This window comes from Mesorhizobium sp. M0184 (assembly GCF_040322215.1).
GTDB lineage: Bacteria > Pseudomonadota > Alphaproteobacteria > Rhizobiales > Rhizobiaceae > Mesorhizobium.
Map to the genome: position 1 here is coordinate 45,798 of NZ_JAMYSZ010000013.1, position 14,140 is coordinate 59,937.

Below are 14,140 nucleotides of genomic sequence, written 5' to 3' on the forward strand. Positions count from 1 at the left end.
CGACCTGCTGCTCGACATCGACACGGTGACGCCCGAGGAAGCGAGCGCGAAGCTCGGCAGACTTACCGCCAATCTCGACCTCTATCGCAGGACGAGCCTTCAGGCAGTGCTTGAGGAGCATGCGTCGGCGATGTCGGCAGGTGAGCTTTTGAGGCCGGTGATTGCCGGCCTAGCGGGCGTTGCGCATGGCGCTGGAAAGCGTGGTGAACAGGGCGCTGCGCGACTGGCGAAGGGCGAGCATGAGGACCAGGCCGATCGAATAATTGAGGGCACCCGCCAGGACCACCGCGAGCAGGTCTGACTGGCTGGTCAGCGATGCCGGCAACTCGCGGTACACGGACCAGGCAAGCAGCGATGACGCGATGAAAAGCCCCTGCATGACCAGGAAGTCGGCTGCGGTCACCGGGCCGACCCGGTGGACAAGAACGGCAAGCACCGGGACGCGCAGCACATAGCCGCTGATCGCGTAGGCCGCCGCGACACCGACGGCGCCCCAGTGCAGGCCGATGATGAAGGCGGCGACCGTCGTCAGCGACGAGTAGATGCCCCAGTGGAACATGGTCTTAGTCTTGCCCTGGCAGATGAAGATCCAGCCGGTGGTGCTCGAGACGGACTGGATCAGGCTGGCGATGCCCAGCCAGGCGAAGATCGGCGCCACCGCCGTCCAGCGCTCGCCGAAGAGAAGCCCGACGACCTGGTCCGACGTCAGCGTCAGCGCCGCGATGCCGGGCATAGTGATGGCCGCCAGCATCCAATTGGTTCGCACATAGATGTCGCGAAACCGCGCCTTGTCCTCATGGATGCGGCTCAGCAGCGGCACCATCACGCGTGTCAGCGGCTGGTTGATGTTCTGCAGCGGAAACAGCAGGAGCTTGTAGGCGCGGTCATAATAGCCGAGCTCGATCGCGCCCGAATATTTTCCGATCAGGATGTTGTCGAGATTGCGCGAGAAGAAGTTGGCCAGATTGAAGCCGGTCAGATTGGCGCCGAAGGACAATATGTCGGTATCGACCTTCAGGTCCGGCCGCGACGGCGTCCAGCGCGCCACCTGCCATGCCGCGGCCAGCGCGACAACAGCCGATACCGCAGGGCCGATGACCAGCGACCAGTAGCCCAGCCCCGCATAGGCGGCGATTGCGGTAGTCGCAAGTCCGGCAGCAGCGGTTATCACGTCGTTCAGCGCGAGCTGGCCAAAGCGCAAGTGACGGTTCATCAGCGCCAGCGGCACCGCGGCGAGGCTGCCAAGCAGCAGCGGCAAGGCAGAGCCGATGGTGATCCCCACCATGCGTTGATCGCCATAGAAGGCAGCGATGGCGGGCGCCAGGCATGCCACCACCACGGCACTGCCCAGCCCCACCAGCGCACTGATCCAGAATACCTGGTTGAGCTGCTCGGTGCTGATGTCCTTGCGCTGGACCACGGCCTGCTGCAGGCCAAGGTTTTGAAGCAGCCCGACAAAGGCCACGATCGGCCCGACGGAAGCCACCAGGCCGAAATCCTCGGGCACGAGCAGACGGGCAAGCACGATGACCGAGAGAAACTGGATCGCCATCTTGAAGCCTTGCGCGCCGATCGTCACCACGCCGCCGCGCAGGGCGACGCGACCGAACTGGGGGGGCGGGTTGGCGTTCATGCCGGCTGCCTGGCTTCGGCCAGTTGAGCAACGATCTGCGCAAAACGTTCGTTGAGTACATCCGCGTTGAAATCCTGCTCGATCTTGCGGCGCGCCGCACGTGCGATGCGCTCGCATTTGTCCGGGTTCTCGGCCACCCAGACAAGCTTGCGGGCCAACGCCGCAACGTCTCGCTCCGGTGCGAGGAAGCCTGTCTCCTGATCCTCGATCAGTTCGGGAATGCCCGAGTGATAGGTGCTGACGACGATCAGCCCGGCGGCCATAGCCTCCATCAGCGCCACCGGAATACCCTCGAGATCGCCGTCTCGCGCGGCAACGCTAGGCAGCAGGAATACGTGGGCATTGCGCAGGCGCTGCTTGACCTCGGCGTGCGGACGCGGCCCGAGGAAAGTCACCCGGTCGGCAATGCCGAGATTTGCGGCGAGCTTCTTCAACTCTTCCAGCAATTCGCCGCCGCCAATCACCGAATAGACCCAGTCGCGCCGCGGCAGGCTGGCGAGCGCCCGAAGGGCGAATTCGATGCCCTTCTTTTCGGTCAGCCGGCAGACCGAGATGAAGGACAGCGTGTCCCGGTCCCAGGAACGCCAATGGTAGCCGATCTCACCGGGCCGCACGCCCATATGGTGAACCATGACTTGCGCGGGGGGTGCGCCGACGCCGATCAGGGCATCGCGGAAAAACGCGTTCACCGGGAGCTGGAGAACGCCCTTGTCGAAGACAACCTTGTAGCGCGTGAGCGTGTTGTCATGCAGCGGTTCGCCGACATCGCGGCCGTGGAATATGGTCACCAAAGGAGCGGAAATCCGGCCTCGTTTCATGGCGCGGGCGACGCGCATGCCGTTATTGCCGAAATGCGCGACGATCACATCGGCGTTCTGCAATTTGCGCGCAAAAGCGATGTCAACAGCGGTCGAGAGCTTATCCCAGAACCTGCCCGACCATTTCCTGAGCGTCGGGCGAAAGCGCCCCAGCCCGCCCCACCAGCAGACGACCTTGCCAGGGAGAGCCTGCCAGCGGCGATCGTCGATGTTGCTGTCCTTGCCGAAGGACGTCTCGTTGCAGACGACGCCGACTTGCATGCCGCGCTCGAGGCACCCTTCTATCTGGTCGAGGACGAAGGTCTCCGACAAAGAGGGGAACTTATCAACTACGAAGCAAATCTTCATCGGATGGACGATCTTTCGAGGCCGGTCGGCGATCTGCTCGCGCGGATGAGGGCTGACGCCCGTCGCCACCGCGCGAGGCGCCTCAAGCGTCTGGTGTTGTGCGTGTCTTTGTCCCAAGGCAGCTCCCACCCCGGTCAGGCGCGAGAGCCGGCTTTTGGGCAACGTGCATGGTTTTGGACGAAATGCATCAGGCGGCACGCTCCAGCGCGCCTTGCCTGGCGTTGTCGAGAACGCGGAGGAAGGTCGCGAACTGGCTGTCGGGGTTCATTTGTGGCCGCTCCGAAAACAGCTGCGCCGCCGCCGACAGACGGTCGTACTCGGCCTTGTCGCTCCATAGTCGCCTGACCGCGGCGACCCAGTCGTCGAGCGGTGCATCATAGTGGAGCACCACGCCGCCGGCGCCAATCGCTTCCGGCAGGCCGCCGCGACGGGACCCGACGACTGGAATGCCGCTGCAATGGGCCTCGGATGCCACCCGCCCCCAAGCTTCTTCCCATTTGCTGGGCGCCAGCAGGATCTTGGTGCGGCCATAGACGGTCTTCATGTCGCTGGTGCGGCTTTCCAGCCTGACGTTGCGCAGCGGCGCGATGATCCGTTCGATCTGCGCCCGGTGGTCGTCGTCGAGCTTCCAGCTTTCGACGAACAGGAACGGAATTTCGGGGCATTGGCCGGCGATGCGCACGGCGAGTTCGAACCCTTTTTCATTGTAAGGATTGATCAGCGTGACGAATTCACCGGTGGTCGGCGTGCTGTAGAGCCCGGGATTGATGGTCGGCGGGATCACGGTCGAATCGATGCCGAACCTTTCCTTATAGGTGCGCGCAGTGAATTCGGAGTTGGCGATATAAAGCGCCGAATGCAATTCGCGCAGGTCGCCGGCCAATTCGTGGAATTCGACGTTCCGCAGATAGACCACCAGGGGCACGCCGAGCGCCTGCAGCGCCTTTCCGATCGGCACCGATTTGTGGCACTGCACGACGGCGACATCGGGATCGAGCCGTTCGACCGCGAAGCGCGCCGCCTCCCAGGGAAACCATGCCCGCACAACCGGATAGCCGGGATAGCTGTCGATGACCGCTCGCTGACGAAGCAGCTTCATCTTGGCCCGCGCCTTGAAGCCGAACATGCCGTCACCGAACAGCGCCGCCAGGACCGAGGCGTCATGACCGTGCTCGCGCAGCTGCTCGACCAGATGATGCGTGCTCGACTGAACGCCACCGCTGAACTGCGGCGTGTAGCCGTTGCCGCCCGCAAACAGAACTTTCATGGACCTGGCTCCTTGCTGGACCGCCCTAGCGTCACGCCGCCATTCTGCCGATGCTGTGGTATTCGATGCCGTGGCGGGCGATGACCTTGGGGTCGTAGAGATTGCGTCCGTCGAAGATGACGGGCGTGGTCAGCGCGTTCTTCAGCGCATCGAAAGACGGCGCGCTGAAGCTTTTCCACTCGGTCACGATCAAGAGCGCATCGGCGCCTCGCAGCGCGGCCTCCTTGGTGCCGCACAGTTGCAGGTCGTCGCGCAGCCCGTAGATCGCCTGGCATTCCTGCATCGCCTCCGGATCATAGGCCTGCACATTGGCACCAGCGGCCCAGAGCGCTTCCATCAGCGTGCGGGCCGGGGCCTCGCGCATGTCGTCGGTATTGGGTTTGAAGGCCAAGCCCCACAGCGCAAATGTCTTGCCTTTGAGATTGCCCTTGAAATAGCGGTCCACCTTCTCGAACAGGACCGACTTCTGCTGGTTGTTGCGCTCCTCGACGGCACGCAGCAGCTTGGCGTCGAACTTGACGGCCTCGGCGGTCTTGATCAGGGCACGCACATCCTTCGGGAAGCACGAGCCGCCATAGCCGAGGCCCGGATAGATGAAGTGGTAGCCGATCCGCGGGTCGCTGCCGATGCCCTTGCGGACCTCCTCGATGTCGGCGCCCAGTTGCTCGGCCAGGTTGGCCATTTCATTCATGAAGCTGATCTTGGTCGCCAGCATGCAATTGGCCGCGTATTTGGTGAACTCGGCACTGCGCACATCCATCACGATCATCTTCTCGTGGTTGCGGTTGAACGGCGCGTAGAGCTCGCGCATCACCGCCTCGGTGTCCTCGTTGCTGGTGCCGACGATGATGCGGTCGGGCTTCATGCAGTCGCTCACAGCGGACCCTTCCTTGAGGAATTCCGGATTGGAGGCGACGTCGAAAGCCAGATCCTCGCGCCCGCGCGCCTTCAGCGTTGCGGCGATCCTGGCCTTGATCCTTTCGCAGGTGCCGACGGGCACGGTCGACTTGCCGACGACGATCTTGGGCTCGTCCATCTCACGACCGATGGCCTCGGCGACGGCCAGCACATATTTGAGGTCGGCCGAACCATCCTCGCCCGGCGGCGTGCCGACGGCGATCATCTGGATCTGGCCATGCTTGATCGCCGCGGCGGCGTCGGTGGTGAACTTGATGCGGCCGGCGGCATGGTTCTCCTTGACCATATTTTCGAGCCCGGGCTCGAAGATCGGGACATGACCCTGGTTGAGCCGTTCGACCTTTATTGCATCGATGTCGACACAGACCACCTGATGGCCGACTTCGGCAAGCACCGCCGCCTGTACAAGACCGACATAGCCGATTCCAAAGACAGTCAAATTCATTCGGTTTCATTCCTGTTCAAGGCTTCGGGCCTGTTCGAGCTTCGGTTTTCCGACCACCTTCGGCCCGGCCGGTTCAGATGCGCTTCTAGTTTGTGTTGCATGCCAGCGATTCGGGGAATTGGCAGGGCTGGCCAAGTGCGGTGAATGCAACGCGATCCACCTGCATGGTGAGCTTGCGGCCCGGATCCGAGAACGGCCCCATCCAGCCCTTCATCGTATCGCTACCCCACAGGCTGAAATAAATCCTTTGCGAATGGGTGGGCAGCTTCGCCGGATCGGTGATCTCGTGGACAAGCTTGCCGTTGACGTACCAGCGCAGCCGGTCCTTTTCCCAGACGAAGGCGTAGTCGTTGAAGGCCTTGTCGGTGCCGCCGGCGACGTCGACCAGTTTCTCGTTCTTGCCTTTGCCGGCTATGTAGGCGTTGACCTGAACCTTGGACGTGTCCTTGGTCAGCACCTCGAAGTCGATTTCATCATGCGGCTGCTTGTCGGCGTCGCCGACGAAGCTGAAGAATGCCGCGTTGACGCCGGAGCCCGTGTCGGTCTTCATCCGCGCCTCATAAGTGCCGTAGCCGAAGCGCTGCTTGGTCTGGATCTCGGCGCAGGCGAATTCGCGATCCTTCAGCTTGCGCTTCTCCAAACCGAGCGTCAGCATGCCGTTGGAAAGCCCGATCAGGCTTTTGGACCAGGTACAGTTTTGATGCTTGCCGTTCGTCCAGCCGTCGGAAATGTACCAGCGCGCGCGACTGAGGCTGGTGAAATCATCGACAAAGGACGGCGCGGTTGGGAGATCCTGGGCGCGCACGGGGACCAGGCCCGCAACCATGCTGCCGAGAACGACCAGCAGAAACGCGCCGTCTGAACGGAGCCGCTGCAGCTTGCCTGGGATCGGGCGCGTGAACGGGGTGCCGCGGGTTGCCGGGGCGGACGTGCTTTTAGGATCTGTATTCATATCAAACTCACCTTGTGCTGTGCGCCCCCAAAGCGATCGTTCGAACCGTGACGAAACAACCTGATCTTGACCTCTGTCGCTCCCAAGCTCCGTGTTGTGCCTAAACCATTGCGCCGACCCGGGGTGTTCGCTCAGCCTGTGCCGGAATCGGCGGGCTTCACAAAATCGGTCCTTATGTCGGGACCGGTCTGCCGCTTCTCCTCGAAGATTTCATCCAGCGAATGACGGAGATCCTTCATCATCTGCATCTGGCGCGACAGCGCTGCGATGCGCCGCTCGCAATTCAGAATCGACCTGGTCAGTTCGCCGACTTCGGAAGACCTGCGAGAGGAGACCGCTCCGTTCTCCATCGCCTCGACCAGAAAGGCGGCATTGGTAGCCGTCGTCCTGTAGCGGTTCTCAAGCCCGCTCTTCTCCGCCTCGACTTCGGCCGAGATCTGGTCCAGCAGCTTTGCCAACCGATCGAGGCGCGAGGTGTCGGTCTGCGTGTCGCGCGCCGGATCTCTCGATCGGAAGCGAAAGATCGAGGCCATGCAGTCAGCGCCCCATCATCGTCGAGCTGGTGACCGGCCTTGGTGCCCGTCCACATTCAAAAGACATTTCTTGCATCGTCCAGCTCCTCCGACAGGGTATGTCTCGGGCCAGTTCGGTTGGCCGTCCAAAATTGCTGCACCGCAACATAGATTGCCATTCCCTGCGCGGATAGGCAACCACCTAGATCGTAAACTCATGAATCTCGTTGAAACGGTGCGAGCCGACCGAATGGTAAGGGAGTAGCTACCGCCGTCGCACGTTGACGGGCCTAGCTTTCGCTGGCCGTGCTGGTTCCGGCCATGAGGAAGCGCAGCGGCGGCACATGCTGACGCTTCGTGGCGAGGCCGGCGCGGCGAAACAGCGCATCCAGCTTATCGGAGGCGACGCCGCGGACGACGGCTGTGAGATTGGACGAGCCGGCCAAGGCGTAGGCCGCGGCCGGCGCCAGCCCGCGCTCAGCCTTCACGTCTAAAAACTTCCGCAACCGGTATTTGTCGCGGATGTGCCGCTCGTGCCTTCTCAGCGCAGCCTTCGATGCCTCCGGCAAACTGTCGATCGCAAGCAGTGCCAGGTCGGCATCGGCCAGATGCTTCAGGTCCTGGGTCTTGTGCCGTCCGCTCAGCGAATCGGCGCGCACGATCGCGCCGTAGCCACAGGATTTGATGACCTTGAAGCGCGCGCCATGGGCAACCGCGCGCGCATAGAGTTCATAGTCTTCACCCAGGCGCAGCTTCTCGTCGTAGCGCAGCCCATGCCGATCGAGAAAGGCGCGGCTGATCACCGGCTTGAGGAAGCCCAGTTCCCCGCGTTGCACACGGCGCCTGGAGATGTTGGCGTCGATGAAACCCTCGAAATCGAGGAATTCCGGCTCGGGCGAGAACGGTGGAGCAACGATTTTCGAAACGTCGGTTGCCGCGTCATCCCTGACAAGCATGATGTTGTCTGCGGCGAAATCCCAATCGGTGCTGGCGAACAGTCTGTGAAACCTGCCTTCGAAAAAGAAATCATCAGCGTCCAGAATGCTGATGAACGGCGACCTGGAACCGGCCATCGCGGCGTTGCGTGCAAAGGATGGGCCGCGATTGACGTCGAAGCGGATGACGGAAAGGCGGCCCGTGCCGTCGCCGGCCGCGTGGGCGACTTTCGCGGTATCGTCGGTAGACGCGTCGTCGACGACGACAACTTCCGCAACCTCAGGCTCGCGTAATGCCGATGCAATGGCAGCCGGGATTGTCCGCGCCGCATTGCGGGCGGCGATGATCACGCAGACCTGGAATGATGTCATGAACATGCCTCTCGATTGCAGAAGTCGTTGCGGATTTCCTCGCCCCGTCCGCTCAATGCCCCACCGCCCATTCTGAAATGCATCGGCCCAAACGCCTATGCTGCAAGTGCGAAGCAAGCATCGCCAAAATCATCGGCGCCGTCCAGTTTTTCATTTTGCTGGGTGTCATGGCCCGGTTGGGCAGGCGGCGAGCCCCAATCGGGATGGCTCCAGAAATGCGCCGCTTGGCAGAGCCGTTCCTACACGCTCCATCAGAGCGCTCGACTGGCAGAAACCAGTTGCTGATCCTCGCCGACCGGACGGCGGCGGGGCGGAGCGAGCGCGTCGAGGCCCGCAGTGTCAAGGAATTGAAAGAACAGGAATGCCGACTGCCGGTGTTGTTGAGGCGAGCAATTCGTCAGAGGACCGGCGAGCTTAACCACAGGTCACATGGACATCGCAGACCGCGGCCAGGCCCGAAATCAGTGAAGGCCTCTCCTGGCGCTGAGTTTCTCGCCTTCGGCCGCTTCGTTCGAACTCAGCTTTCGTTCAGCGTCGCGAATTTTGTCGGCCGGGGTCGGGGCATTTCTGGCGACCATGGCAAAGACCAGCAGAAAATAACCCAGTTGGATGACTATGGCACAGCCGATGACGCGAAACAGCGTCGTACCGAGCGAGGCGCCGCCCAAATAGGACCAGACGATCACGATCGCCAGCGCAAAACACATTCCGATAATGAACTTTGGCAGTGACATACCCGATAGCCCATCAACCGGCTCGGGAAAAAATGTCGACAAGCCCACCCCGAGCACCTCCCTTAAACTCTGCGAGCTTATTTAGGTTGCCCGCGTCTGGCCGGTTGCTTCCGGCCTAGCCCAATCTGTCCATAGTCCGACAGAAACAATTTACAACTCTATTGAGCCGCGCAATAGGCGGCAAGGGCAGCTGCGGAATAATTTTGAACGAATCCTCGGGATCGACTCTGCCATGGTGCAATGCACACATTGGCATCACCACTGATTGCCGGATATCGACCAGCTCCAGTAGCATTTACAATATTAACTAGTAATTTGTCATAACATCAGTCGTTTTTTTGAAATTCTAAATGACGGCGAAGCTCCATTGCAGGGTATAAAGAGCGATTCGCCTAAAATCAGCCTCAAAATTGGACTAGCTTTTCCAAAATTGCCCATAATCTGTCTCTTTTGTGACATAAAGGCGAAATTTTGTGCAGGACGAGTTTATTATTTAGTCAGTTCATGACGCGACTATTACAGCCGTCTGGGAAATTGTGTGTTGCGCTGCAACATTTTTTTGGTATCGTGCGGTAAACCATCCGTTCAACGTATGGAGTTTACGCATGAGGGACGTAGCCAAGCCGGCCGACGCGGATTTTTCGCAGGCCGGCCTCGATTTTCCGCCACCGATTGGCGGCCTGCTCAAACGCAGCTTCGATATTGCCGGTTCGCTGATCGGCCTGGTCGCTCTCAGCCCGCTGTTCGTGATGATAGCGCTGCTTGTCAGGTTTTCCGATGGCGGGCCGATTTTCTATGGTCACAGCCGGATCGGCCGCGGAGGACGGATTTTTCCGTGCCTCAAGTTCCGCACCATGGTTCCAGACGGCGAGCGGGTGCTTGCTGCCTATCTCGCCGCGAATCCGGAGGCCAACGCCGAATGGATAGCGACCCGCAAGTTGAAGAACGACCCGCGGATCACGCGCGTCGGAGCGGTGCTGAGGAAGCTCAGCCTCGATGAGTTGCCGCAGATCATCAACATCCTGCAGGGGGATATGAGCCTGGTCGGGCCTCGTCCCGTGGTGCGCGATGAGCTGGAGATATATGGCAATTCGGCCGTCTATTACCTGAAATCGCGCCCCGGCCTCACCGGGCTCTGGCAGGTCAGCGGACGCAACGATGTTTCGTATGACAGCCGCGTCGCATTCGACAGGCACTATGTCGAGAACTGGTCGATGTTCGAAGACATTCGCATCATCATCAAGACCGTACCTGCGGTCTGGATGTCGCGAGGCTGCTACTGACGGCCGCTTGCTGGCCGTGCATCGAGGAGCGACTGTCCAGAATTCGGGCCCGGAACTCAGGCCCCTAACTCAGGCATCGGCAGCTCATCGGGCGGGGCAAACCAGATCGGAAACGCTCAGTTGAAAGCAGATATAATTGATATCTTTTGCACCGGCATTCTCTCCAGACGCATGCGGCGAGTACGGCTTTTGACGACTTGCCTTACAATGGCGACCGGCCTGACCCTGTCGCTAGCCTTGCCACAGTTTGCCTTCGCCGACGACTATCGGCTTGGAGCACAGGACAAGCTGACCATCCGCGTGGCGGAATGGCAGACCGTCGAAGGCACGTTTCGTGACTGGTCGGCCATCAATGGAGAATACACGGTCGGCCCCGCTGGAACCTTGTCGGTTCCCTTCGTCGGCGAGATGCCCGCATCCGGCAAGACGACTTCGGAGATCGCGGCATCGCTCGGCGAGGCGCTGCAGCGCAAGCTCGCTCTGGCCGACAAGCCGGAGGCTTCCGTCGAAATGGCGCAGTACCGGCCATTCTACATCTCTGGCGAGGTGCAATCGCCCGGCCAGTATCCTTGTGTGCCTGGGTTGTCCGTGCTGAAAGCGATGAGCATTGCCGGCGGAGCCCGGCGGAACCCGGAGAGCGGACAGCGCTACGACCGCGACCTGATCAATGCCAAGGGCAATTTCGACGTACTACAAGACCAATTGGTCAGGCTGACCGTCAAGCGCGCCCGCATCGAAGCGGAACTAGCGGACAAGCCGACATTCGTGGTGCCGAAAGAGGTGGCCGACGATCCGAAGCTGCCCAGCATCGTTGCCGATGAGACGGCGATCCTGGCGGCCGACCAGAAGAAACTCAAGCTGCGCTTGCAGGCGCTCGACGATTTGAAGGCGCTGCTGCAGAGCGAGATCGATTCGCTGGAGAAAAAGATCGTCAACCAGCAGAAGCAGGTCGATCTGGCGAAAGAGCAGCTCAACGGCATCGGCTCGCTGGCGCAAAAGGGCCTGGTCGTCAACACGCGGGTTTTGAACTCGCAGCAAACCATCGCCGACCTTGAGGGCCAGATCCTGGATTACGAAACGGCGATTCTCACGGCCAAGCAGTCGATCAGCAAGGCCACCCAGGACGCCATCGATCTGGAGAACACCCAGAACTCCAGCCTCGCGACCGACCGGCAACAGACGGAAGCCGATCTCAACGAGGCGACGCTGAAGCTGAATATGGAAAAGGCTTTGATGTCCGAAGCCTTGTCGGGCAGCCCCATGCCGCAATTCTACGGCAACAACGAACCAGCAGCCTTGTCATTTTCCCTGGTGCGGGTGGTCGACGGCAAGACCAGCGAAATCACCGCCGATGAAGACACGCCGGTGCTGCCAGGGGACGTGATCAAGGTCAAACCGGCGCCCCTGGCCATCCAGTAGCTTCTTTCCACCGGAGCAAAGCACCAACCCCGCAGGCAGCGGTCTGCGGGGTTTTTGCGTTTGGGATGTTATGGGTCAGAAAACAAGGCGTCCTTCGGGCAACGAACCGCCTGGATCCGCCCGCTCTAGCCTCGCACGGCGTCCGGTTCCTCGAGATGGTTCACGGCGCTCCACCGGGAAGGAGCGACGGCCGGCACCCTCACCAGCTTGAAGTAGCTGTAGTACAGCAGGAACGATCCCATGATGTAGGGATTGAGGGTCTCGACCTCGACGAAGGATCGGATGAACAGAAGCACCATGACGCCGGCAAGAATCACGGAGTCGGCTTGCCATGTCCTGAATATCAGCGCCGAGACGTGACCCCAGAGCGTGCGCAGGATGATCAGCGAAAGCAGTGTCGCGCCGACGAAGCCGAGTTCCACCAAGGTCTCGATGTAGGTGTTGTGGAAGTGGAAGCCGCTTCGCGCGGCGATATAGAATTCGTTCCACAGCCGCTCGGCCTCGGAGAAGCCCTGCACCCAATAAGCCGCGTAGCCGACGCCGAGGATGGGCGATTGCTGCGCGGCATTCCAGCCCTGTTGCCAGAGGTAGGTTCGTCCGGTGAGCGTCGAATCCTTGCCGAAAAGGCCAAGGACAAAGTCCATCAGCCCGAGATTCAGCGCAATCACGGTGCAGGCGACCAGCCCGCCCGCACCGATTATGAAAATCACCCGGCGATGGCGGAGCGACAGCAGCTTGCCGATGGAAAGCAGGGCGACCAGAGCGAGAACCGCGGGGGTCGACGCCATCGAAGTGGCGGAATGCGACACCACCAGCAGATAGCCCGACAGAAGGACGATCGGTACAATCAACAAAAAGCTTATGCGTCCGCGCCTGAGAAAGGCGAGGTAGACAACGCAGAAATAGATGCCAAGCGATGCGACAAAGCCGATCTGGTTCTTGGAGCTGAACGCGCCGACGAAATTATACGTCCCATCGAGAACGTCATAGGAATAGCTCGCGACCTTGAGCGAGTAGAGCAGGACGACGAAAATCCCGATCAGGGCGCCTATGGTCAAGGTCCGGACGCTGACGGTGCGCGCGGCAATGTAGGCGCAGGCGATATGGGAGCAATATTGGACGGCCGTTCTTGCCGTGGTGCCGGGAGCCGCCGACCAGAACACCGAGAAGCAGACATAGGTTGCAAAGGCCAGCGGAAGCCAGGCGCTGGAAGCGTGCCTTAATATCTTGCGGTAGTCGACCAGGATGAGCGGTAGCCAGACCGCATAATAAGCCAGGATCATGGCTTGGCCGAAAATGGTCGAGTAGGAGAACGCCCAGATCGAGACGGCAACGGCAAAGCTGCCATAGACCGTGTTCTTGCCCGGATCGATCAACAGAGATTTTGGAATCTTCATCTCGATAGCGGTTTTCCGTCCTTGCAGCTCAATGCCGATTTCATGGGCCGCTCGTGGGCCGATTCGTCGGATCGATGGGAGCCTCGCCTGCAGGCGCTCGCATTGTGCAGTGCAATATAACCCATCCGGCGCCGCCTGTCACCCGGATGCCAACCGGGCGCGTCGTTCCAGCCGTTCTCTCCATACCGGGCGAGACGATTTGGCCAGAAGGCAGTGCCGTACAATTGACCGGTGCTGGCCCATCATAAGCTGTTCTGAGGTTGCAAGTCCGCGCTTGAACTTGTCCGCCGTTGACTTCACATTCGCCGCCAATTGGGAGGAAGACCACATGCCGATGAGTTTCGCGGGACGATTTGCCGGACGATCTGCTGTTATCACCGGCGGCGCCTCAGGCATCGGCCTGGCCGTCGCGCAAAGGATCACTGGCGAAGGCGGGCGTGTTTCGGTCTGGGATCGCGATGCCGCCCAGATCGAGCAGGCCAAGGCCATTGTTCCAGGCCTGCACAGCGTCACCTTAGACGTCGCCGACCCCATAGCGGTCGAAGCCGCCGCCGGAGAGACGATCGAAGCGCTTGGCGCGGTCGATGTCCTTGTCACCAGTGCTGCCATCACCGGGCCGAACATGACGACCTGGGAGTATTCGGTGGAGGATTGGCGCCGGGTCACCGACATCAACATCAACGGCGTCTTCTTCTGCAACAAGGCGCTGGTCCCGCATATGCTCGAACGCAATTACGGCAGGATCATCAACATCGCCTCGATTGCCGGCAAGGAAGGTAACCCGAACGCCTCGGCCTACAGCACCTCCAAGGCGGCGGTGATCGGCATGACCAAATCGCTCGGCAAGGAACTGGCCAAGACCAAAGTAACGGTGAACTGCGTCACGCCGGCGGCCGTGCGCACCGCGATCTTCCAGCAGATGAGCCAGCAACACATCGACTTCATGCTGTCCAAAATACCGATGGCGCGGTTCGGCGAGGTCGAGGAGGTGGCGGCGCTGATTTGCTGGATCGCGTCCGAGGAATGCTCGTTCACGACGGCGGCCGTCTTCGACGTCTCCGGCGGCCGGGCGACCTACTGAGGCGGGGCCGGACGCAAACCGCCCGA

General features: G+C 60.9%; 12 protein-coding genes. 3 read left to right on the forward strand and 9 right to left on the reverse strand.

Translation table 11 applies throughout. The annotated features are described in order from the left end of the window. Positions 1-169 precede the first annotated feature (169 nt). The 8 genes from NKJ23_RS17560 to NKJ23_RS17595 form a co-directional block, all read right to left on the reverse strand. Positions 170-1,633 (reverse strand): lipopolysaccharide biosynthesis protein, encoded by a 1,464-nt coding sequence (locus tag NKJ23_RS17560; protein ID WP_352681390.1) that lies wholly within the window; start codon positions 1,631-1,633, stop codon positions 170-172. Then, a complete protein-coding gene (locus NKJ23_RS17565; protein WP_352681391.1) occupies positions 1,630-2,916 on the reverse strand; it encodes a glycosyltransferase in 1,287 nt (428 codons plus the stop codon). Before NKJ23_RS17565 ends, NKJ23_RS17560 begins: the two co-directional genes overlap by 4 nt. 70 nt (positions 2,917-2,986) lie before the next feature. Continuing rightward, a complete protein-coding gene (locus NKJ23_RS17570) occupies positions 2,987-4,066 on the reverse strand; it encodes a glycosyltransferase (protein ID WP_352681393.1) in 1,080 nt (359 codons plus the stop codon). 31 nt (positions 4,067-4,097) lie between these two features. Then, complete coding sequence (locus tag NKJ23_RS17575; protein ID WP_352454697.1) at positions 4,098-5,429, reverse strand: UDP-glucose dehydrogenase family protein; 1,332 nt, start codon at positions 5,427-5,429, stop codon at positions 4,098-4,100. Between the two features lie 85 nt (positions 5,430-5,514). Next, the gene (exoK, locus tag NKJ23_RS17580; protein ID WP_502898357.1) at positions 5,515-6,381 is read right to left on the reverse strand and encodes an endo-1,3-1,4-beta-glycanase ExoK; all 867 of its coding nucleotides are present in this window, start codon (positions 6,379-6,381) and stop codon (positions 5,515-5,517) included. 131 nt (positions 6,382-6,512) lie between these two features. Further along, entirely contained in the window at positions 6,513-6,914 is a 402-nt protein-coding gene (locus NKJ23_RS17585) for a hypothetical protein (RefSeq protein WP_352681396.1), read from the reverse strand. A 269-nt stretch (positions 6,915-7,183) separates the two neighbouring features. Beyond that, positions 7,184-8,206, reverse strand: a complete 1,023-nt coding sequence (locus tag NKJ23_RS17590) for a glycosyltransferase family 2 protein (RefSeq protein ID WP_352681398.1) — start codon at positions 8,204-8,206, stop codon at positions 7,184-7,186. 455 nt (positions 8,207-8,661) lie between these two features. Next, positions 8,662-8,982, reverse strand: a complete 321-nt coding sequence (locus tag NKJ23_RS17595; protein WP_352454700.1) for an exopolysaccharide production repressor protein — start codon at positions 8,980-8,982, stop codon at positions 8,662-8,664. A 557-nt stretch (positions 8,983-9,539) separates the two neighbouring features. Here NKJ23_RS17595 and NKJ23_RS17600 point away from each other — a divergent pair. Continuing rightward, positions 9,540-10,217: a sugar transferase gene (locus NKJ23_RS17600; RefSeq protein WP_352665459.1), complete on the forward strand. Its 678-nt coding sequence runs from the start codon at positions 9,540-9,542 to the stop codon at positions 10,215-10,217. Positions 10,218-10,424: 207 nt separating this feature from the next. Further along, positions 10,425-11,636: a polysaccharide biosynthesis/export family protein gene (locus tag NKJ23_RS17605; protein WP_352681400.1), complete on the forward strand. Its 1,212-nt coding sequence runs from the start codon at positions 10,425-10,427 to the stop codon at positions 11,634-11,636. Between the two features lie 125 nt (positions 11,637-11,761). On the opposite strand, the gene NKJ23_RS17610 is transcribed toward NKJ23_RS17605, so the two are convergent. After that, positions 11,762-13,033 carry an O-antigen ligase family protein gene (locus tag NKJ23_RS17610; RefSeq protein WP_352681402.1) on the reverse strand — a complete coding sequence of 424 codons (1,272 nt, stop codon included), beginning with the start codon at positions 13,031-13,033 and terminating at the stop codon, positions 11,762-11,764. Positions 13,034-13,361: 328 nt separating this feature from the next. On the opposite strand from NKJ23_RS17610, the gene NKJ23_RS17615 reads away from it, so the two are divergent. Beyond that, positions 13,362-14,114: an SDR family NAD(P)-dependent oxidoreductase gene (locus tag NKJ23_RS17615; protein ID WP_352448445.1), complete on the forward strand. Its 753-nt coding sequence runs from the start codon at positions 13,362-13,364 to the stop codon at positions 14,112-14,114. Positions 14,115-14,140: the final 26 nt, after the last annotated feature.

Excerpts from the sequence above, each read along its gene's own strand:
- NKJ23_RS17610 (WP_352681402.1), bottom strand. The coding sequence starts at position 13,033 with ATGAAGATTCCAAAATCTCTGTTGATCGATCCGGGCAAGAACACGGTC.
- NKJ23_RS17570 (WP_352681393.1), bottom strand. The coding sequence starts at position 4,066 with ATGAAAGTTCTGTTTGCGGGCGGCAACGGCTACACGCCGCAGTTCAGC.
- NKJ23_RS17615 (WP_352448445.1), top strand. The coding sequence starts at position 13,362 with ATGCCGATGAGTTTCGCGGGACGATTTGCCGGACGATCTGCTGTTATC.
- NKJ23_RS17585 (WP_352681396.1), bottom strand. The coding sequence starts at position 6,914 with ATGGCCTCGATCTTTCGCTTCCGATCGAGAGATCCGGCGCGCGACACG.
- NKJ23_RS17605 (WP_352681400.1), top strand. The coding sequence starts at position 10,425 with ATGGCGACCGGCCTGACCCTGTCGCTAGCCTTGCCACAGTTTGCCTTC.
- NKJ23_RS17560 (WP_352681390.1), bottom strand. The coding sequence starts at position 1,633 with ATGAACGCCAACCCGCCCCCCCAGTTCGGTCGCGTCGCCCTGCGCGGC.
- NKJ23_RS17600 (WP_352665459.1), top strand. The coding sequence starts at position 9,540 with ATGAGGGACGTAGCCAAGCCGGCCGACGCGGATTTTTCGCAGGCCGGC.
- exoK (WP_502898357.1), bottom strand. The coding sequence starts at position 6,381 with ATGAATACAGATCCTAAAAGCACGTCCGCCCCGGCAACCCGCGGCACC.
- NKJ23_RS17590 (WP_352681398.1), bottom strand. The coding sequence starts at position 8,206 with ATGTTCATGACATCATTCCAGGTCTGCGTGATCATCGCCGCCCGCAAT.
- NKJ23_RS17575 (WP_352454697.1), bottom strand. The coding sequence starts at position 5,429 with ATGAATTTGACTGTCTTTGGAATCGGCTATGTCGGTCTTGTACAGGCG.